This is a genomic window from Rothia sp. P5764 (assembly GCF_048512965.1).
GTDB lineage: Bacteria > Actinomycetota > Actinomycetes > Actinomycetales > Micrococcaceae > Rothia.
Genome location: NZ_JBLXXQ010000007.1, coordinates 1 through 20273 on the forward strand (window position 1 = coordinate 1; position 20273 = coordinate 20273).

Annotated in this window: 20 protein-coding genes and 1 tRNA gene; 17 read left to right on the forward strand and 4 right to left on the reverse strand. The window is 57.3% G+C overall.

The window, feature by feature from the left end; genetic code table 11:
• Positions 1 to 361 precede the first annotated feature (361 nt).
• The 13 genes from ACN08Y_RS09400 (at position 362) to ACN08Y_RS09460 (ending at position 10861) form a co-directional block, all read left to right on the forward strand.
• Positions 362 to 1249, forward strand: a complete 888-nt coding sequence (locus ACN08Y_RS09400; RefSeq protein WP_419099994.1) for a DsbA family protein — start codon at positions 362 to 364, stop codon at positions 1247 to 1249.
• 135 nt (positions 1250 to 1384) lie between these two features.
• A tRNA-Thr gene (locus ACN08Y_RS09405) sits at positions 1385 to 1458 on the forward strand.
• Positions 1459 to 1667: 209 nt separating this feature from the next.
• A complete protein-coding gene (locus tag ACN08Y_RS09410) occupies positions 1668 to 2423 on the forward strand; it encodes a siderophore-interacting protein (protein ID WP_419105453.1) in 756 nt (251 codons plus the stop codon).
• Positions 2424 to 2560: 137 nt separating this feature from the next.
• Positions 2561 to 3364: an SGNH/GDSL hydrolase family protein gene (locus tag ACN08Y_RS09415; protein WP_419112512.1), complete on the forward strand. Its 804-nt coding sequence runs from the start codon at positions 2561 to 2563 to the stop codon at positions 3362 to 3364.
• 557 nt (positions 3365 to 3921) lie between these two features.
• The gene (gene rpmB / locus ACN08Y_RS09420; protein ID WP_083090534.1) at positions 3922 to 4158 is read left to right on the forward strand and encodes a 50S ribosomal protein L28; all 237 of its coding nucleotides are present in this window, start codon (positions 3922 to 3924) and stop codon (positions 4156 to 4158) included.
• Positions 4159 to 4160: 2 nt separating this feature from the next.
• Positions 4161 to 4331: a 50S ribosomal protein L33 gene (rpmG, locus tag ACN08Y_RS09425; RefSeq protein ID WP_185173514.1), complete on the forward strand. Its 171-nt coding sequence runs from the start codon at positions 4161 to 4163 to the stop codon at positions 4329 to 4331.
• Positions 4332 to 4334: 3 nt separating this feature from the next.
• Positions 4335 to 4640: a 30S ribosomal protein S14 gene (gene rpsN, locus ACN08Y_RS09430; RefSeq protein WP_419099990.1), complete on the forward strand. Its 306-nt coding sequence runs from the start codon at positions 4335 to 4337 to the stop codon at positions 4638 to 4640.
• 80 nt (positions 4641 to 4720) lie between these two features.
• On the forward strand, positions 4721 to 5008 hold the full coding sequence (locus tag ACN08Y_RS09435) for an HU family DNA-binding protein (protein WP_419099989.1): 288 nt from the start codon (positions 4721 to 4723) through the stop codon (positions 5006 to 5008).
• Between the two features lie 237 nt (positions 5009 to 5245).
• Positions 5246 to 5833: a hypothetical protein gene (locus ACN08Y_RS09440; protein ID WP_419105452.1), complete on the forward strand. Its 588-nt coding sequence runs from the start codon at positions 5246 to 5248 to the stop codon at positions 5831 to 5833.
• Positions 5834 to 5868: 35 nt separating this feature from the next.
• The gene (locus ACN08Y_RS09445; RefSeq protein ID WP_419112513.1) at positions 5869 to 6462 is read left to right on the forward strand and encodes a copper resistance CopC family protein; all 594 of its coding nucleotides are present in this window, start codon (positions 5869 to 5871) and stop codon (positions 6460 to 6462) included.
• A gap of 33 nt (positions 6463 to 6495) precedes the next feature.
• On the forward strand, positions 6496 to 7167 hold the full coding sequence (locus ACN08Y_RS09450) for a copper chaperone PCu(A)C (protein ID WP_419105451.1): 672 nt from the start codon (positions 6496 to 6498) through the stop codon (positions 7165 to 7167).
• An 87-nt stretch (positions 7168 to 7254) separates the two neighbouring features.
• Entirely contained in the window at positions 7255 to 8598 is a 1344-nt protein-coding gene (locus ACN08Y_RS09455; RefSeq protein ID WP_419099985.1) for a Dyp-type peroxidase, read from the forward strand.
• A 49-nt stretch (positions 8599 to 8647) separates the two neighbouring features.
• Positions 8648 to 10861, forward strand: coding sequence for a cytochrome c oxidase assembly protein (locus ACN08Y_RS09460; RefSeq protein ID WP_419112514.1), 2214 nt, complete (start codon positions 8648 to 8650; stop codon positions 10859 to 10861).
• A gap of 72 nt (positions 10862 to 10933) precedes the next feature.
• Here ACN08Y_RS09460 and ACN08Y_RS09465 read toward each other — a convergent pair whose 3' ends face one another.
• Positions 10934 to 11110 carry a hypothetical protein gene (locus ACN08Y_RS09465; protein ID WP_419099983.1) on the reverse strand — a complete coding sequence of 59 codons (177 nt, stop codon included), beginning with the start codon at positions 11108 to 11110 and terminating at the stop codon, positions 10934 to 10936.
• A 248-nt stretch (positions 11111 to 11358) separates the two neighbouring features.
• Positions 11359 to 12750, reverse strand: coding sequence for an amino acid permease (locus tag ACN08Y_RS09470; RefSeq protein WP_419112515.1), 1392 nt, complete (start codon positions 12748 to 12750; stop codon positions 11359 to 11361).
• A 267-nt stretch (positions 12751 to 13017) separates the two neighbouring features.
• Here ACN08Y_RS09470 and ACN08Y_RS09475 point away from each other — a divergent pair, with 267 nt between their 5' ends.
• Positions 13018 to 14949 carry an NHL domain-containing thioredoxin family protein gene (locus ACN08Y_RS09475; RefSeq protein ID WP_419112516.1) on the forward strand — a complete coding sequence of 644 codons (1932 nt, stop codon included), beginning with the start codon at positions 13018 to 13020 and terminating at the stop codon, positions 14947 to 14949.
• 174 nt (positions 14950 to 15123) lie between these two features.
• Here the strand turns inward: ACN08Y_RS09475 and ACN08Y_RS09480 are convergent, their stop codons facing one another.
• A complete protein-coding gene (locus ACN08Y_RS09480) occupies positions 15124 to 16104 on the reverse strand; it encodes a hypothetical protein (RefSeq protein ID WP_419099980.1) in 981 nt (326 codons plus the stop codon).
• A 65-nt stretch (positions 16105 to 16169) separates the two neighbouring features.
• Here ACN08Y_RS09480 and ACN08Y_RS09485 point away from each other — a divergent pair, with 65 nt between their 5' ends.
• Complete coding sequence (locus ACN08Y_RS09485; RefSeq protein WP_419099979.1) at positions 16170 to 16865, forward strand: hypothetical protein; 696 nt, start codon at positions 16170 to 16172, stop codon at positions 16863 to 16865.
• Positions 16866 to 16974: 109 nt separating this feature from the next.
• Here ACN08Y_RS09485 and ACN08Y_RS09490 read toward each other — a convergent pair whose 3' ends face one another.
• Positions 16975 to 18054 (reverse strand): MauE/DoxX family redox-associated membrane protein, encoded by a 1080-nt coding sequence (locus tag ACN08Y_RS09490; RefSeq protein ID WP_419112517.1) that lies wholly within the window; start codon positions 18052 to 18054, stop codon positions 16975 to 16977.
• 351 nt (positions 18055 to 18405) lie between these two features.
• Between ACN08Y_RS09490 and dcd the strand changes: the two genes are divergently transcribed.
• Both dcd and ACN08Y_RS09500 read left to right on the forward strand, forming a co-directional pair.
• Entirely contained in the window at positions 18406 to 19002 is a 597-nt protein-coding gene (dcd, locus tag ACN08Y_RS09495) for a dCTP deaminase (protein WP_419099977.1), read from the forward strand.
• Between the two features lie 12 nt (positions 19003 to 19014).
• Entirely contained in the window at positions 19015 to 20169 is a 1155-nt protein-coding gene (locus tag ACN08Y_RS09500; RefSeq protein WP_419112518.1) for a hypothetical protein, read from the forward strand.
• The last annotated feature ends 104 nt before the right edge of the window (positions 20170 to 20273 follow it).

A 20273-nucleotide genomic window follows, 5' to 3' on the forward strand; every position in this document is an offset into this window, starting at 1 on the left:
GGGGGGGTGGGGTTTGGTGACCTGCCCCCCCTTTTTTGCTTTAAAGAGTTATATGCTGTGAGCTTATTGAAGGCTTGCCCTACCATGCCGAGTGCCGCTCAGAAGCTCAGGCTGGCAAGAACCACACGCAATGGCCTTCCACAGGCTGTCACCGCCCTGACCTTGGTACAGCTTGTCTCTAAGAAGGACGGCTGTTCTCAGCTGTCCGAACAGCTAGCTAAACCTTCCAGCTCACAACCGGCTGATACTAACCCCAATATTTTCATAGGAAAGTAGCCTAGGGCGGAAGTTAGGGGACTATCGGCTCCAAAGCAAGGTAGGCTTAAAACATCAGAAACCTATACAGAAAGCGAGCATAGCTGTGTCCAAGACAAGCTCTGCAGCAGATGCCCGTGAGAAGGCCCGCCAGCTGGCAGCCCAACAGGCTAAGAAATCTGCTAAGTCATCCACTCGCTGGATCCAGTTCACCGTCCTCGGTGTTATTGCCCTTATCATCGCTATCGTTGCAGTTGTTGTAATCAACGGCAACCGTAACAAAATTCCTGAAGCAGGGCCTGTCCCCACCTCTGCAAACCAGTACGGTGGCATTGTGCTTACCAAAGACGGAATCGTCCAAGGTGCAAGCGCTGAGGAAAGTCGGGACAGTCAGGACCTCGGCAAGTCGGAGGCGACCTACACCAGTATTGATGGTAAAGAGACAGCTATGCCCCTGGGTGTGGCCCTGCCAGATCAAGCAAAAGACAATGGGCAACCCGTCCGACTAACCATTTTCCAGGACTTTGACTGCGTCCACTGTGCAGACTTTGAGAGCACCTACGGTGACGAAATTCAGCAGCTAGTAGATAGCGGCAAGATTACCCTAGAAATCCGTAACCTGACCTTCTTGGACGCCCACAGCCCCACCTACTACTCCTCACGAGCCAACAACGCAGCCTACTCGGTAGCTAACCAGGTTTCGGCCGACAAGTACCTAGACTTCCAACGCGAAATCTTCTCCCACCAGGGCACAGGTGGCCTCTCCAACGAAGAACTGGTTGATATTGCCTCCAAGTACGGGGCAGATGTTAAGGACGATGTCGCCAACAACACCTGGCGCCCTTTCATCAACACTGTCACCCTAGAATCTGCAAGCAACGGTATTAGCGGAACCCCCACGATCTTCGCAGACGGAGACCTCTACAACGCTACCAGCGCTGACTTCTCCCAGTGGATCAACCAGAAAATCACCGATAAGAAGATCAGCGAATAGCTGGCAAACTTAGCCCCATCCTGACGGCATCCTCACCCCAAGTTACTCGCTGAGGCTTAGAAGGCTAGAAGCAAGACCCCAAGCTCCTACCAGATATGCGTATAAGAGTAATATCCGGTATACTAGGATGTCGTTGCCTCCTTAGCTCAGCTGGCCAGAGCACCTGTCTTGTAAACAGGGGGTCACCGGTTCGAATCCGGTAGGGGGCTCTGAAATAGAGATTAAGACTGCGACCGAAGAGTGCACCATCAACCGGTGACCATTCGGTCGCAGTTTTCTTTCCTCGCGAGCTCGGAAACTGCTCCCTGATCTACTAAACTCCTCGGCTAAGTTAGGGTAGCCTAAGAAATACAGAATGAGAACAGGCTGGACTTGTGACCAGCTCAATCTAAAGACAGGCTAAGGAAGGGGCACCGCAATGGGCAGGGGCATTAACGGGGCAATTTTGAAACTCCTACGGGCAGAAGACCTCCCCTGCACCGTCACTAAAACCTGGATGCACAGCCCTACCATGAAAGCCTTACGAATATCCTCCCCAGAGTTCCTCAGAACCTACACCCCGGCTGAAGGGGAATACCTGCGCTGCTGGTTCCCAGACCCAGACCACCCCGCCAAAGAAGTCATGCGTGGCTACACCATGATCGACATCGACCCCAAAGCCGGCGAATTCACCCTCCTCTTTCTTCTACACCAACCCGCCGGCCCAGCCAGCCGGTGGGCAGAAACTGCCGTTGCCGGTGACCGTTTTGAAGCCTCCTACTACGGCTCAAGCCCCTTCTCCCTCCCCCCAAACAAGCCTGAAGGCTTCATCTTTGTGGCAGACGCAGCAGGCATACCCTACGTCAATGCTCTGGCAGACCAGCTGGCAGACAGCTTCCCACTCAAAGTCTGGTTGCTAGACTGGCAACCCAGCCACCACCAAATCCCGCTACGCCACCATCAGAACATCACGATTGAGTGGATCCAACCCAGCGCTGAAACCTTGCTAGAGAAAGCTCAAAGCACAGACTGGAAGGGCTGGTACCCCCACCTAGTCTGCGAAGCAAAAGTCTTGTTACCCACCCGTCGCTACCTACTCAAAGAAGCTAAAATACCCAAAGACTTTATGTACGTGCACGCCTACTGGGTACAGGGTAAGGAAATGGGCAAGAGCAGAGAGCTCTCAGACTCGTAAAATCCTTGGAGCGCCAATGGAGGCAGGGGATAGCAGAAAGCCAGGGGACTGATATCACGGGCAAGAGTTCTTTGCATCTCTGCAAAAAGGAGTAAAGTGGCGGGTGTACTGAGCATTTACATCTGAGAGGCACACCCATGATGTCCGTTCTTGGCCGCGACGAAAGTATCCGCTATGTAGCACTGGGCGACTCTCTGAGCGAAGGCGTAGGCGACGATGCCCCCGAGCGCCCCAACGGTGTACGCGGCTGGACCGACCGGGTGGCTGAACAGTTTATGCTGGCTGACCCCCAGGCTCTCTACGCTAACCTGGCAATCAGGGGCCGCCTGCTCGTGCCTATCATTGAAGAGCAGCTAGAACCCGCCCTTGAGCTTAAACCTAACCTGGTCAGCCTGATTGGGGGCGGCAACGATTCACTCCGCCCAGGCTTCGATGTTGATGCCCTCATCCAACATTATGATGCGGCCTTCAAAACTCTGCGCGACGAAAATATTGAGGTCTTTACCATGACCGGTTTTGACCCCGGACCCAAGGGCTTCTTTAGCGGCAACCGGGCCCGTGTGGCGCTCTTCAACGAGCTCTTGCGTGAAGTCGCAGAGGACCGGGGCGTGGCTATCGTCGATTACTGGCGTATGCGCGAGCTGAGAGATCTGAGGTACTGGGCACCGGACCGTCTCCATATGAACCCTGCTGGCCATACTCTGGTTGCCCGCCGGGCACTGGAAACCCTGAGCGCTGAGAATATCCGTATTGGTGACCCCGTCGTACCCGAATCAATGCCTCAGACCCGCGCCCAGGAGGCGCTGGCGAATGCAAAGTGGGCCCGTGAATTTGTGGTGCCCTGGATCGGCCGCCGTCTGCGCGGAACAAGTTCCGGCGACAACATCGCGCCCAAATACCCCGAATGGACCCGCTTTGATGCGCTCCCCGAAGAGGGGTAGAAGGTAGATTAACAGCTCCTTTAAAGGATTAAAAGAGTTAAGAAGTTAACGTCACACTCAAGATTACACACGTGTAATTTAGCTCCTTGCCCTTGTGAGAGCGCGAGTTTTAAAACGCGCATAAAGAACCTGAGAGTGCCGATTAAAGCCTGAAATGACTTGCGAAAAGTTAAATAAACGGTAGAATTGACGGAAGGTTCAAGCGCAAATTTGGGCCCGAGGATTAAGCTTGCGAAGACCGGAGCAGGTAGCCCAGCACCGGCTGTCGCAAGCTTTTTATTGGGGTCTGAGCTTGCGTGGTTTCCCGTAATTACCTAGACTTTAAGGCTGTTCGTAGTGGTGGCAACACCTCTCGTTCGCCTAAGCTTCACCGTTTTTCCCGCGGCGGGGATTCACTTCGGCCTCTCACCCGAAGATGAGTCTCAAACACTCTAGCCTTGGAGAATAACCCGGTGCTCTACCTATTAGGTGACGGGACGCCCATTGCTGATTATCGGCTTCGGCTGGTAAGCGCCAACTGCGTACCGTCATTTCGTCAACATTTGGAGGAGAAAACTATGGCAGCTGTCTGCCAGGTGACCGGAGCTGTTCCCGGCTTTGGACACAGCATTTCGCACTCGCATCGCCGCAACAAGCGTCGTTTCGATCCGAACGTGCAGAAGAAGAAGTACTACGTACCCTCACTTCGTCGCAACGTAACCCTGAACGTCTCTGCAAAGGGCATCAAGGTGATTGACGCACGTGGTATCGACGCAGTAGTTGCTGACATTCTTGCACGCGGAGAGAAGATCTAAACATGGCATCAAAGGCTAAGGACGTTCGTCCTATCATCAAACTTAAGTCCACTGCGGGCACCGGCTTTACTTACGTTACCCGTAAGAACCGCCGTAACAACCCCGATCGTATGGTTCTCAAGAAGTACGATCCCGTTGTCCGTAAGCACGTTGACTTCCGAGAGGAGCGCTAAACAATGGCTAAGAAGTCCAAGATTGCTCGCAACGAGCAGCGCAAGGTCATCGTTGCACGCTACGCTGAAAAGCGTCTGGAACTGAAGAAGACCTTGGTTGACGAAAACGCAACCCCCGAAGAGCGCGAAGCAGCCCGCCTGGGTCTCCAGAAGCTACCCCGTAACGCTTCACCCGTTCGTCTTCGTAACCGTGACCAGATCGATGGCCGCCCCCGTGGCACCTTCCAGAAGTTCGGCATTTCGCGTGTCCGCTTCCGCGAGATGGCACACCGTGGCGAGCTACCCGGTGTTACCAAGTCAAGCTGGTAATCTGTAGCTGATACGGTTAGCCTTGTGAAAGGGCTAACCCAAGCCACTCACTTTTTGTAAAGTCTCAGGAGGAGCATTCCATGGCTAAGAACCGTAGCGAACTCGTAGCAGAGGTAGCAGAGAAGGCCGGCACCAGCCAGGCTGCAGTGAACGGCGTCCTTGACGCACTGTTCCAGGTCTTTGAAGCATCTGTTGCTAAGGGCGAGAAAATCACCATCCCCGGCTGGATGGCCATTGAGCGCACTGACCGTGCAGCTCGTACCGGTCGCAACCCCCAGACCGGCGAAACCATTCAGATTCCTGCTGGTCACGGCGTCAAGCTGACCGCTGGTTCAAAGTTGAAGGCAGCAGTCTCCTCCAAGAAGTAAATTCTTGAGCAGACTTTGAAAAGGGCCACCCCGAGTACGGGGTGGCCCTTTTGCTTTCTCAAACTATAATCAGGACCAAGCCGAGGGGCCTGAGACCACTAGCCTGTGAGATAATAAGCCTGTAACCCCGGGCGTTCCTAGGATCGCAGATAAATTTTTCTCCGGGGTAGGCCACCGCAGAAGATTGGGACCAAAGCTTTAATCTTCTGACCTACAGCACGAGGGAGGGGAGAAACTATGCGCCAGCGTCAGCTCATACGCGCCTGGTTCGTTGCCTGCGCAGCCACTGGCTTCGGCGCAAGCTCTCACCTGCTTGCCGGCGGGCACCTGCCCAACCCCCTGATTCTTGCTCTGGCTACCTCCCTGGCTGCTCTCCTGACGCTAGGGGCTACACGGGTCAAACTCAGTCAGTTCAGTTTGGCTACTGGTGTACTAGCCGGACAGGGCCTACTTCACGGGCTATACAGCCACAGCCAGTCGGCTACCCTGACGGCCGGCAGTCAAGTACATACGAGCCACATCCACGGCGCGCAACTGCAGGTCAGCGCCCTTCATGCCGAGCCTCAGAGCCTAGCCATGTGGTTTGGGCACCTCTGTGCTGCTCTAGCCACCTACGCTGTGCTGGCCTACGGTGAGCAGATGTACTCCCTGCTCAGGGCTCTGCTCAAAGCGGCACAGAGATTTTTCACCCCTTTCCATCTGCGCGGCTTCTTGCCCGCCAAACACCACATCCCCGGTTTTCAGCGCCCAGGCTCAATAAGGGGCGCTACCCTGGGCACCTGCCGGCTGACGCGCGGCCCGCCCGCCCTTGCTATGCACCCCTAACAACTTATGTATCGATGCGATAGCAAGGAACAATAATGACCAAGGCTCATACAGCCTCAACAACAGCTCGTGCTTTCTTAGCGGTAGCCACTTTGGCAGGCACCAGCCTGCTGGGAATAAGCGCCGCGACGGCCCATGACGAGCTTATCTCCACGAACCCTGCGGACGGCTCTAGCCTGTCCCAAGCTCCCCGCCAGCTAGAACTCACCTTTAGCGGCAACATCATGCAGATGGACGGTGCCAACCAGGTACGTGTGACCAACGCAGCCGGGGAAGACGTTACCCAGGGTGACCCTCAGGTTAAGGGAACAAGCGTAACCCAGGGCCTGACAGCAGGTGATGAGGACGAGACCTACACCGTTGCCTGGCGTGTGGTCTCATCCGACGGTCACCCGATCCAGGGAACCCTCACCTACGATGTGGGTCAGGGCGCAAGCACAGATGCTGGGTCAACCGTCACTGCTACCAATCCCAGTAGCTCAGCGGCATCGAACGTCGCTGCATCTGACCCTGTAGCCTCAGCAACAGAGGGGCTCTCGACCCCCATGAAAATTGTTCTTGCTGTGGTTGCGGCAGCCGCACTTGGTACTGCCCTGACCGTCGTACTCGCTAAAACTAAGCGCAAGTAAACCCACCAACTTTTAAACAAAGAAGATTTCACTATGTCATCACATAAGATTTACCGCCCTGCTGCCCTGGCAGCTGTCGCCCTGCTCGCTCTGACCGCCTGCGGCTCATCAGACCAGACCGCTGCCACCGGTAGCGCCACCGCTACTGCAAGCTCATCTGCCGCCAGTGCCGCTCCCAGCGCCACCAGCCAAACCGGCCTGGTCGCAGAAGAAAGCTGGATCAAAGCCAATACCAGCGATATGACCGGTGCCTTTGCCCGCATCACCAATACCGGCGACCAGCCCATCACTATCACCGGTGCCCGGAGCAGCGCTGCGGGTATGGTGGAGCTTCACACCACCGTCATCGACTCTGCTACCGGAACCAGCACCATGAAGAAAGTAGAGGGTGGCTTCACCATTGAACCCGGCGCAACCCTGGAACTGGCACCCGGTAGCGACCACATCATGCTCATGGGCATGAAGTGCTCACTGGTTGCCGGTGCAAGTGACACCATCACACTGGAAACCTCAGCTGGTGAATACAGCTTTGACGCCGAGGTCCGTGACTACAGTGGAGCTAAGGAAGAATACGCTCCCGGTCAGGCAACAAGCCCTGCTGCTGAAACCATGGGCGACTCCACCGACCACTCCATGCACTCCATGCACTCCATGGACACCTCCGGCACCGCAAGCGCAGAAGCAACCCTGCCACAGTGCGCCTAACCCAACCCTAGCTAGCTCACGCTAGCTACTGACCTGCCCCGGTTCCGCACCGCGTTACCGGGGCAGGTACCACCAAAGGAAAACACCATGAGTAGCTCATTTAATGAGGACTTAGAACGGGCCCTGGGCGGCGCAGATAAGGCACAGGACGACGCCAGCTACAAGACAAGCCAAGACTCACCAGAACCCCGGGGCATAGACCGTCGACTAGCTCTAACCGGGGCCCTGGGCGCGGGAACGGGTGTTGCCGCTACCCTTGCCAGCCAATACGCCGGTGCCCAGCAGACTGAGAACCAGGCCGAAACTACAGCGCCGCTTCAGAGCGCACAGGTTCCCTTTTATGGACCCCGACAGGCTGGCATCGACACGCCAGCCCCCAGCTACGCCTCTTTTATCGCTATTGACCTCAACAGCGGACTAGACCGCGAGGGTGTGCGCCGTTTACTGCGGATTCTTACCGCTGATGCGGCCCGCCTGGCCGGGGGGACCGCACCCCTGACCGATCAGGAACCAGAGCTAGCTCTGGTTCCTGCCAACCTGACGGTCACTTTCGGCTTTGGCGAACGCATCTTTGACATCGTTGCCCCAGAAAAGAAACCGGACTGGCTCAAACCCCTGCCCGTTTTTGAGCAGATTGATCAGCTCCAAGACCGCTGGAAGGACGGTGATTTACTGCTCCAACTGTGCAGTGACGACCGTTTTACCCTAGCCCATGCCCAGCGCGTCCTGCTCAAGAACATTCGTACTTTCGGGTCGGTACGCTGGGTTCAGGAGGGCTTCCGCCGCGCCTACGGCAGCCAAAACCAAGGCCAGACCATGCGCAACCTCTTTGGGCAGGTGGACGGCACCATCAATCCATCCGCCCAGGACGGCTCTATGGACTCCTTTGTCTGGGGTAAGCACGAGGAACTGAGCCCCTGGGAAGAGGGCGGGGCCTCCCTGGTGATTCGACGTATTCACATGAACCTGGATACCTGGGACCAGGCGGATCGTCCTGCCCGCGAGGACGCTATCGGGCGCAACCTCACCAACGGCGCGCCCCTAACCGGCACCCAGGAACGTGACCCCGCTGACCTGTCGGCAACTAACGACATGGGCTTCACCGTCATTGCGCCCTACGCCCACATTCGCAGGGCTGCGCCCCAAAAACGGGTGGAACAGATACTCCGCCGGGGCTACAACTACGACGAGCCAGTCCAGAACGCCTCAGGCTTCTCTGAGCACCACCAGGCAGAGGGCGGGGTCAGCTCATCGGGCCTCATCTTCTGCTCTTACCAGGCTAACCCCCTGACCCAGTTCCTTCCCATTCAGCAACGGCTGGCTGAACTGGATATGCTCAACACCTGGACCGTTCCGATCGGGTCTGCGGTCTTTGCCCTGCCCGCCGGGTGCTCCGAAGGCGGGTTTATCGGCGAGAGCCTTTTCCGCTAAACCACCCCCCAGGCAGACTTAGCTTGAGAGAGAAGGCAGGACACACACCATGACAGCGCAGAAGACAGGCAAGGAATCGCGGGGATCCGACAGCTCACCGACCACAGGCCGGATTCGACCGGCAGGCATAGGGGAGGGGCTTGCCGGAAACTTGATTTGGGCTTTCCCCGTTGTAGCCCTCGTGGCCCTGGTGTTCAGCATGGCGGTGACCGGTATTAACACCGGCACCGACCTGGCCGATGCCGGCCCGGTAGTGCGCTGGGGCCTACCCGTAGCTGAGACAGTTCAAAACTTTGCTATGGCCACGACCATGGGTGCCCTGCTGTTTGCTCTGGGGCTGGTTCCTCGGTTCCTCGACTCTGCGCGGGGGCGGGTCAACGTCAATATGGCCCATGCATCTACTGCCCGCCAGCGTGAAAAGAACCTGCACCGTCCAGAGCACCCGGCCTTCATCGCGATCATGAACCTGGCCTCAGCGGCCTCGGTTACCTGGACCCTGACCGCTATCGCGGTACTGATTTTTAGCTATGCCGATATCTCGGGCCGTGCCCCCTCAGGGAGTGCAGACTACACCTCCGAGCTGATCAGCTTCATGACCACCATCGACTCGGGTAAAGAAAAGGCCACCATGATTGTGGTTGCGGCAGTCGTCGCTACCCTGGTTTTTGCTGTGCGGTCCCTGACCGGCCTACTCCTAACCTTTGGCCTTTCCCTGATAGGAATTGTCACCATGGCCCTGGGCGGTCACTCTTCTGGCGGTGATGACCACATGGGAGCTGTGAACTCTCTGGGACTGCACCTACTCGGCGTGGTGCTCTGGTGCGGCGGGCTCATCACCCTGGCCTACATCTGCCGCACAATTTCAGCAAAGGACGCCGGTAGCGGCACCCTGGTAGAAACCAAACGCGGGCAAGAAACCGCCACCTCACGCAGGGCACCACTGGCCCTTGCTGTTCTACGCCGTTATTCAACTCTTGCGCTCTTTGGCTTTATTCTGGTTTTACTCTCCGGTATGGTGAACGCCCTGGTACGGCTCAACCACCTAGGTGAACTTTTCACTACCACCTACGGTGCCTTGGTACTAGCCAAGCTCACCCTGACCCTGGCATTGGGTGCCTTGGGCGCTATGCACCGCCTGCGCCTAATACCCCAGATGCAGGCAGGAAACCTGGGGGCGGCACGCGGCATCTGGTCAGCCATCCTGTGCGAGCTGGTACTCATGGGCATCACCAGCGGCCTAGCCGTTTCCCTCTCACGTACCCCGCCACCTGCCCCAGAAACCCTGCCCACCGGTGCGGAACCGGTCCGCATCATCACCCTCTATGACATGCCCCCCGAACCCCATGTAGCCGAGTGGTTCACCCAGTGGCGCTTTGACTGGTTCTGGGTCGCTTTCATCTCTTGCGCAGGTTTTTCCTACCTATGGGCACTGCTCAAAGTTCGCCGTGTGGGCGGTAAATGGCCCATCGGGCGTACCCTATCCTGGTTCTTCGGGCTTTTTATCCTGCTCTACATCACCTCTGGTGCCCTGACGGTCTACGCCCGTGTACTTTTCTCAGCACACATGGTTGAGCACATGTTCCTGACCATGGTCTGCCCTATCTTCCTGGTGCTCGGAGCCCCCATTACCCTGCTCCTGCGCGCTCTAGAGCCACGGCAGGACGGCACCCGCGGCCCCCGCGAATGGATCCTGCGACTGGTTCACTCCGGCTGGTCAAAGGTCATCACCCACCCCATCTTCGCGGCGGTGAATTTTGCTGGCTCCATTGTGGTTGTCTACTTTACCCCGCTCTTCGGGGTCATGCTCCGCTACCATGTAGGCCACGAATTTATGCTGATTCACTTCCTGATTACCGGCTACATCTTTAGCCTGGTGCTCATCGGGATCGACCCCATCCCCTACCGCCCAGCCCACCTCATGCGACTTCTGCTGATCATCGCGACCCTGGGTTACCACGCCTTTGTAGGGATCGCCATCATGCAAATGGATACCCTCCTTCAAGCCTCCTGGTTCGGGAACCTAGGGCGGCCCTGGGGTCTATCGGCTATCGAGGACCAACAGCTAGGTGGCTCACTCATGTGGGCAATTGGCGAAATACCAACCATGGTGATTGCCGTATCGGTGGCTGTCCAATGGTCAATGAACGACAAGAAAGTCCAGCGCCGTGTGGATCGTCAAGCCGACCGCGACGGCAACGCGGAGCTCAATGCCTACAACGACATGCTAGCCAAGCTCGCTGATGAGGACTCCCGCCAGCATTAGGCAAAAAAAGTGGGGCAGGTCTTCAACAAGACCTGCCCCACGCCAATATGAGCTGGTGATAGCTCATCAAACCTAGGATGCCTTGCCCCAGGGCTTGGCGCTCTGCTCATCACTTTCAGCGCGGTGAGCAGGAGAAATAACAGAAACAGCCCCATCGAACTGCGGGGTGACCTGCTCCAAGCGGGCAGAAATTCTGGCAATTTTTTGGTATAGGGCAGATGAGGGGCAAGAGTCGGTCTGTTGAGTCATGGGGAGCCTCCAAACAGCAGGGACAGGTGGGAAGAGCTACCGGCGGTAGAGAGTGGGAAGACCAACCGCAGGTCTGCTTTACCATCACTATAGCCAGTAGGTATGCAGGTGACATGGGGGTTCTCTGTCAAAAGCCTGGACGTCCCACCATATATGGGGACAAGGTGCTTCTATCGACCAGGGGTTACTCCCCAGTATCCTCCGTACGCCTGGGTTTTGTCCCCACTATTTGTCCCCAAAAAATCTGGCTATTTTATACCGTTCTCTGGGCCACCCGTATGCACCCGAAAACCAATCAGCGACAGAGTCAGAGCCACAGCCAGCGAAATAAGCACCTCTAGCCTGTGCGCCTCCGTAACCCCCATATAAATTAGCAGGGCCACCAGGGCCGAAATCAGCAGGTAGTTGACCCAGGGCCAGCCGGGGGAGTACAGAGCACTTTGCTCACTCCGGGCAGGGAGCAAACGGCGGCTCCGCAGGTGGGAGACAGCCACAATCAACCACACAAAAATGCCTACCCCACCGGTTGAATTCACCAGCAGCGCAAAGACCTGATCCGGCATGAAATAGTTGAGCAGAACCGAGGCCAACCCAATGAGAGAAGAGAGCACAATAGCGTTCTGCGGGGCCCTGGTGCTCGATACCTGGGAGAAGGTTGCCGGAGCATCGCCCTGTTCCGCCAAAGCAAAGACCATGCGGGACGCCGCATACAGGCTAGCGTTCAAACAAGACAACAAGGCAGTCAACACCACAACATTCATGACCAAACCAGCCCAGGGAATACCCAGCACCTCAAACATGGTCACGAAAGGCGAAACACCACCTGTCACAGCCGTCCACGGAATCACCAGCAGGGTAACCGCCATAGACCCCACATAGAAGAAGAGGACCCGGAACATCACCGAACGCACAGCCTTAGTCACCGCAACCGCTGGGTTACTCGACTCCCCAGCCGCCACCGTGGCAATCTCAGCCCCAAACATCGAAAAAATAACCGCCAGCAGGGCCGCAAACACGGCACCCCCACCGTGAGGGAAGAACCCACCAGAAGCCGAGTAATTACCCCAAGAAGCTGTGGAACTGGGAATAATCCCCAGCAGGGCAAGAACCCCCACCACAATAATGACGGCGATAGCTCCCACCTTAATGGACGAAAACCAGAACTCAGCCTCACCGTAAGAACGCACCGACAGCAGATTCAACCCCATAAAAGCCAGCACAAACACCAGTGCAAGCAACCATTGGGGCAAAGCAGGCAGCCACGCCGTCACAATCTGAGCCGCCGCCGTAGCCTCAATCGCCACCGTCACCGACCAAAACCACCAGTACAGCCAACCCACAGAAAAACCAGCCCACGGGCCAATAAAACGTCGCGCATACACTGAAAACGACCCCGTCTCAGGAGTCCGGGCCGACATCTCACCCAGCATCCGCATGACCAAAACCAGCACACCACCAGCCAAAAGATAGGTCAAAATAACCGCAGGACCAGCAGTCACAATGGCCGTACTCGAAGCCACCAACAAACCAGCCCCAATCGCCCCGCCCAGGGCAATCATCGACAGGTGACGCGGCCGCAAGGACCTCGCCAGCTTCTGAGAAGCCGGGGGTAAAGAACCAGCTTGATGCGGAGAGCTCACATGAACCTTCTTTAGCGTAAAAGCGCACCAACCGGCACGCACCCCAAACATAACCATCGGCATACGGAAAAACTTCCCCCGTGGTCAGGCCCCACCAACGGTAGCAACCGCAGACAATCCTAGCTGTTACGCAACTATTACGCACAGTTGAGTTCTATAACCGGCTCCCACTACACAGAGCGCAACAAATAACCGCCACCCAGCTCCTTGGATAGGCTGGTACAGAACAAACCGAACGCCCACAGGGCACACACGAAAGGTACACCCATGGCAGATCATGCAGCCGCACGCCAGAGCAAAGTCCGTGCCTCAGAACTTGTCGGTAGAGGCTGGCTCAACACCGGTGACCAAGAACTCTCTCTCGAAAAACTCCGGGGCAAAATCGTCATCCTGGACTTCTGGACCTTCTGCTGCATGAACTGCCTGCACGTACTCGATGAACTACGCCCCCTCGAAGAAAAATACTCCGACGTGCTCGTCACCATTGGCGTCCACTCGCCCAAATTCGAACACGAAGCAGACCCTCAGGCGCTCGCCGCCGCCGTAGACCGCTACGACATCACCCACCCCGTCCTCGATGACCCCAACCTCGAGACCTGGGCCGCCTACACCGCCCGGGCCTGGCCCACCCTGGTCGTCATCGACCCCGAAGGCTACATCATCGCCCACCTCTCCGGCGAAGGCCACGTCCAAGGGCTCACCTCCCTGGTCGAAGAACTCGTCCAAACCCACGAAGTGCAGGGCACCCTCCACCGCGGCGACGGACCCTACGTTCCCCGCCCCAAAGCCCAAGGCACCTTCGCCTTCCCCGGCAAAGCCCTGGCCCTGCCCGCCGACCTCGCAGGAGTCGATGGCACCTACCTGGTCACCGACACCGCCCACCACCGGCTCGTCCACCTAGGAACAGACCTCGAAACCCCCCTGGCCACCTTCGGCGGCACCGAAAAAGGCTACGCAGACGGTAACGCCGCCACCGCCCGCTTCAACGAGCCTCAAGGTCTAGCCCTCGTCCCCAAACACCTGCGCCAAGAACTTGCCGCTGACGTACTTATCGCAGACTCCGTCAATCACCGTATCCGCGGCCTCCAGCTAGCTACCGGAGAAGTCACCACCCTGGCCGGAAGCGGAACTCAACGCCTGATCGATGGCCAAAGCGCTCGCCAAGACCCCAACTACATTGCCACCGGCGCCGACCCCCTCACCGTGGCCCTCTCATCCCCCTGGGACCTGGTCTATTCCCGCACCGCCAGAGCCTTCCTCATCGCCATGGCCGGAACCCACCAAATCTTTAGCTACAACCCCGAAACCGGCCAACTCGACGTCTTCGCCGGAACCGGTGCCGAAGGCCTCAAAGACGGTGCCGCCGCAGACTCCTGGTTCGCCCAATCCTCCGGCATCATCGAAAGCGCTGACGGCTCCATCTGGGTTGCCGACTCAGAAACCAGCGCCCTACGCCACATCACTTTCAATGGCGCAGAAGCCACCGTCAGCACCGCAATCGGCATCGGCCTCTTCGACTTCGGCTTCGTCGATGGACCCCACCCCCAAGCCCGCTTGCAACACTGCCTGGGCCTGACCGAACTAGCCGACGGCTCCATCGCCATTGCCGACACCTACAATGGCGCAATCCGCCGCTTTGACCCTGCCAGCGGGGAGCTAGGAACCCTGGCACGCGGCCTGGCAGAACCCTCCGACCTGATCGTAGAACAGACCCATGACGGCGGCTCCCGCCTCATCGCAGTAGAAGCCAACGCCCACCAGCTCGTGCGCATCAGCATCCCTGAAGCCATACAACACGTGGACGAAGGCACCGCTCAGGTCACCCGCAACTCTACCCGTCTCACCGGAGGCACCCTCAACCTCACCGCCCGCTTCAGCGCACCCACCGGGCAGAAACTCGACACCCGCTGGGGCGACCCCACCCAGCTCAAGATTTCGTCCACCCCCGAAAATTTCATCCTGGAGGGAGCTGGTACCGCCCAGGGGCTCACCCGCACCCTGCGCCTCAACCCAGAAATTACCGAAGCGGTCCTACACATTACCGCCCGCGCGGCTGCCTGTGATGGGGAACCTGGGGGTGAGATTCCGGATCACGCGGCCTGCCATCTCTACCAGCAGGACTGGGGGCTACCTGTAGTTGTGACCGGCGACCCGGGAGATGAATCAGACCTGGTGCTTGATCTGCGCGGGGTTAATTAGGGGGCTTATTGCCTCTGCTCATACGGTGTTCGTCAACACCCCTAAACGCCAGCCCCGAGCCAGTTGGCGAACACCGCATGAGCAAGGCACATATCCCACAGTTAAAACCCATAGAAAACTGTCTGCCCTCCTAGGAGGGCAGACAGTGAGATGAGCTCCGTAAAAGCCAATAAGTTACGTAGCCGGTGTAAAGGTAATGGTCTGGTCAGAAGTAGTTAGCCTTCCTGAAAGCTTGAAAGGAACCTGATCCGTGACCTGCTTAGTCTTACCGGTGTAGAGATCAAGCTGTGTAAACGAAATCTCAGCGATTCCCTTACCCGGACCGAGCTTCCACCTATTGCCATCGAGGCTCACTGCTGGCTCCGGGTACTCCTTAATCGTCCAGGTCACGTTCCCGCTGACCCGGCCCGTGAAGTCATACTCAAAAGGGCACCCGGCAGGGTAGAGCGAATTCTGGGTGGCACAGCTATCAAGGTAGGTCCGCACCTGCTGCTGAACTGAGGCTTTAGCCGCATCGGAGGGCTCCAAAGCCACCTTCAGTGTCGGCTCACCCTCGGCTGAGGTGAGTGCCACCCGGTCAGAACTTGCAGAGAACAGAGCTGACTCATAGGTCACGGTGTAAAGCCCTGGAAAGAAAGCACCAAAGTCCTCATCGCCGTCGGCAATAGCTACTTTCACATTATTGAGGGTTGCCGCCTGCACCATGGGAGACTCCACCTTAACCGTGGGTAGCTCTTCCAGATCTATGTTCCAGCTATCGAATACACCCCAGTGGGAGCCCACCTTGTGCAGAGAAAAATCTGTGCTGGCCTCCTGACCGTCCAGAGTATAAGAGGCCCGAACCGTGGCCTTCTGCCCTCCATCGGTAATTTCTAGGGTGGTCAAATCAACATTGTGCAGAGAATCAACTGCCGCCTTAAGCCCCTTGCCGTCGAGCACAGCCGCTCCAGCATCGGGTGCTTCAACCCCCAAGATGCCGAGTGCCTTGGCGCCGTCCCCCTCCCGCAAAGCCGCAAAATAGGCACGAACCTGCCCCTCGGGGCCGTACACCAGCCGGTTAATGAGAGCGAGAGAGCCGAGCGCTAGGAGGATAGCAAGAGCAACCCCCATTACCCAGTAGGCAAGGACACGATCAACAGAAGAACGAAAATGCACCCTTTAAATGTAGCTCACGCCGGGTTGTGCCCGGAGAGGCACGACTATGTCGATAGAGTAGAGCCATGGCAGAACACGTGCACCAAGTACCCGAGAAATACGGCCAAGTAAGGGCTATCTACCACCCTCGTATCCACTCCTACCATCGCAGGCTTATCGCCGGTGTCCCCAGCACCGTCCTTGCCTTAGCCTGCATCTGGTTCATGCTGACTAAACGCCCCACCCCTATCGTGATGGTCATACTGGTGTTTATTGCCCTGGGAGCTATTTGCGCTATCTATTCCGTTTTACGACCCCAGATTATTGTCAAAACCAATAGCCATATTTTGCGGGGCAAACTCGTGGGCTGGGAAACTGTTCCCCTTGCCGACATCGAACATACCGTTCTGGCTGAGCGCCTTACCCCCAAACAAGCATCGGGTAAAGAACTAAAGGGTATCGCTGCTTTACGGTTCAAAGGGGCCCCAGCCCTGTGGGCTCTTAATTCGAAGCAGAAACGGATTTTCCGTCTTGATGGGCGTATCTGGGACGCCAAGACTATGCGCGCCATTGCTACAGCTATCTCACCGCAAACCACTGTATACAAGGTTATTAACGTAACCCAGATGAAAACCCAGCACCCCGGGCTTGTAACCTTCAATGAGCTTCACCCCGGCTGGAAGTCCACGGTACTCGGCGCTATCTCTTTAGCCTTCCTGATTGCCTTGGCGGTGGCGGCTTTCCTACCAGAGGAGACTCTACAGCAGTTCAGTATCCTCTAAATTGGGCAAGGGTCACAGGCTATTTGAGCAGAAGCCGGTCTAGCTCGGTTGATGAGCTAGACCGGCCTTTTCAATCTGATCTACCCCATGAAGGGATGAGGGGACGCGCTTAAGCTTGGCGGGTACCGTCAGGAGTAGAGGAACCGTCTTGGACATGGTTGGGGTAGTCCTGGGTGACTTCCGTAATGATGTCTTCGACAAAGGTGATGACATTGTCACCCCCGGTGACAGGTCCGCCGGCTAGAAGACCGTCCATGCCCAGCGCTAGGGCGCCGGGGGTTCCCTGACCGAACAGTTTGCGGGTCATAAAGCCGGGGTCAATGAGGACCTGGATATGGGGCGCCATGGCAAATGCGCTGACGTCCTTGCCGCTAGCAACTACCGGGTGAAGAGCAATCATTGGGATTTGCTCCTGCCAACCTGCGAGCTTGTTTACCACCTTGTGGCAGTGTCCGCAGCCGGGGGAGACCCAGATGATGATGCGGGCCTGGGCTAGTGCCAGGTCACGGAGGCTGGTTTGCTGGCCGGTGCCGTCTCTAGAAGAGGTGGGATCCTCCGCGGGGTAGTAGAGAGCGGAGTAGGGGATGGGAGTGCGGATATAGTCGTCCTCTGCCTGAGCGGCAGCCGCCGGGGGTGCTTGCTCTGGCTGCTGGCTAGGGGGTGTTTTCAGGCTTTCGGCCCGGTTGATGGACCATAGGGTGAGTGAAGCTAAAAAGGCACCAATGAGCCAGAGCCAACCAGCTGAATTTAGAGCGAGCAGCTGGGTAATAGCAGAGCCACCGGTGTTGAGGGCACCGATGAGCGCACCCGCTGAGGCCAAGAAGAGAGCGGTGTTCCGAATGAGAGTAAAGACTGAGGTGGGGGCGGTTGAGGCGCCGCCGAAGCAGTTACAGCTTGCGGTGTTGCCTTGTACCAGGGCACGGGCGATAACTGCCCAGTAGCTTGCGAAGAGTGCAAGGGAAGCTAGGGCGGCAAGGATTTGGAAGGTGCCGGGGAGCACCAGGAGGGCCACCGCGAGGGCCAGCTCAGCCCAGGGAAGTACCCGGGCAACAAGCTTGACGGGGAGGAATCTGTTCAGCTTGAGGTTTACGATCGCGGTGACTGTGCTGGTTGGTTCTTTGACCTTGGCGTAGCCGCTGACGGCCAGGGTCACAATGATGATGAGGGTGCAGAGCACAAGGGGGTTCATAGCCTGCCTTAAGGGAGGAAATCGTTTACTTTTAGCCTACGCGCAGGAGCGCCCCGGTAAAAGGGTGGGGCTCGCCACCTGAGGGCAGTTTAGTGAGCATCATGTTTACCAAGTGGCTTGGGGCTGGCTTTGAAGGGAGGGTGGGTATGGTGCCTGCCTACTGGCTCGGGGCTGGTTTTGAAGGGAGGGTGGGTATGGTGCCTGCCAACTGGCTCGGGGCTGGCGTTAAGGGAGGTTGGCAGGCACCATGCCTACCCGGTGGCCTGGCGGCCTGGTGGCCTCACGCAACCTTTCGATACCTGTACCTTGTTGGAGAGCTCATTGAGCACCTGTGTGCGGTATTTTGGAAGTGTGCTATTTTCTGATCAGGATATCCGCAAAGAAATTCAGGCGGGGCGTATAGCCCTTGAACCTTACGATGAGTCAATGATTCAACCTGCCTCGGTTGATGTTCGTATTGACCGTTTTTTCAGGCTTTTTGATAACCATAAGTACCCCTATATTGACCCTAGCCAACCTCAAGAAGACTTGACCCGACTGGTAGAGGTTGCCCCCGACGAACCTTTCGTTTTGCACCCCGGCGAGTTTGTGCTGGGCGCAACCTACGAGAAGGTTACCCTGCCCGATGACGTGGCGGCCCGTTTGGAGGGTAAGTCGTCCCTGGGGCGTCTGGGCCTTTTGACTCACTCTACGGCGGGTTTTATTGACCCTGGTTTTTCGGGGCATGTGACCCTTGAACTGTCGAATATGGCTACCCTGCCGATTATGCTCTGGCCTGGTTCTAAGGTGGGCCAGCTGTGTTTCTTTAAGCTGACTAGCCCCACTGAGCATGCTTACGGTTCGGGCGCTTATGGGAACCGGTATCAGGGGCAGCGTGGGCCTACTGCTTCACGGAGTTATATGAACTTTCACCGCACTACTATTCCTCTTGCCCCTGACCAGAGCTAGCGGAGGTTTTATATGCGCGGTTTGCTGATTCGTCCTGCCGGTGTTCCGGTCTTGATTTGCTTTGAGGATCCTAACCCTCAGCTCTGGGACGGTGCGTGTGAGGCCTGGGCTTCTCTGGAGCCTGAGCAGATTGAGGACGGTATCGCCCAGGTCATTGATGGTATCCGTCTGGTGGTCTTGAGCCCTCGATCGGATAGTGAGGTTCAGGCGGATTATGCGAGGGCTCTAGAGGTGAGTGTTATTAATTCGCGCAATCTTGCCTGGGCCGCTGAAACGCTGACTGTGCAGGTCACGATGCACCTGCTCAAAGCTTATGCGGGGCGTAAGCATTTGCTTCATGCTGCTGCCTTGGCTAGCCCTAAGACCGGGCAGACGGTGGCTCTGGTGGCGGCATCAGGGACAGGTAAGACGACCGCCGCACGCTTTTTGGGGCGCCATTTTACCTATTTGAGTGATGAGACAGCGGTTATTGATGTCGGTACTTTGCGGGTTAGCCCTTACCCTAAGCCGCTGTCGGTTATTGAGGAGGTGGGGCAGGCTAAGAAGCAGTATGACCCCGCTGAGCGCGGTTTGACGGTGGCTGAGCCGGACCAGGATTTTAGGCTTGGTTACTTGGTGATTCTGGATCGGGATAAAGCGGGTAAGGCGGCCCTGTCTTGGGAGCGGGTGCCTCTGGCTGAGGCGCTCTTTGCCCTGGTGGAGCAGTCGTCTGGTGTTCAGAGAATGCCGCGGGGGTTGGCGCAGTTTGCGGATCTGGTGAATTCGGTGGGTGGCGCTATTCGGCTAACCTACAGTGAGATTACTGATACTTTGGTTTTCTTTCAGGATCTGCTTGCCGGTGAGCTGGATTTGGCTTCGCATCAGGCTGACTACACCTTTGTAGAAACCGGGCAGGCTGAGGTGAATTCGGTTTCTGGGGTCTGCTACCGGCGTGCACCGGGCACGAGTGGGCTTGAAACGGGGGAGGATTTCTTGGTGGCTTCTCAGGGCAAGCTCACCCGGACATCTCTGATTGGGTGGGATATCTGGGAGGCCTTGGCGCACCCCTTGAGCGCCGATGATTTACACGCTGTGATGGTGACGCTGTATGGCCCGGTGCCTCGCCCTGAGTTTGATAGGGCTCTTGAGCACCTGGTGGGTGCTGGAATTATTGAGCTGGTCGGTTGAATTTTTTTGGGCACTATACCGGGACCGGTATCTCAGGCTGTCTAGGGCCTAAAGTAGCCGGGGCTTGTTCTTCTGGGGGGCTAGCTCCGGCGCTGTTGTGAGCT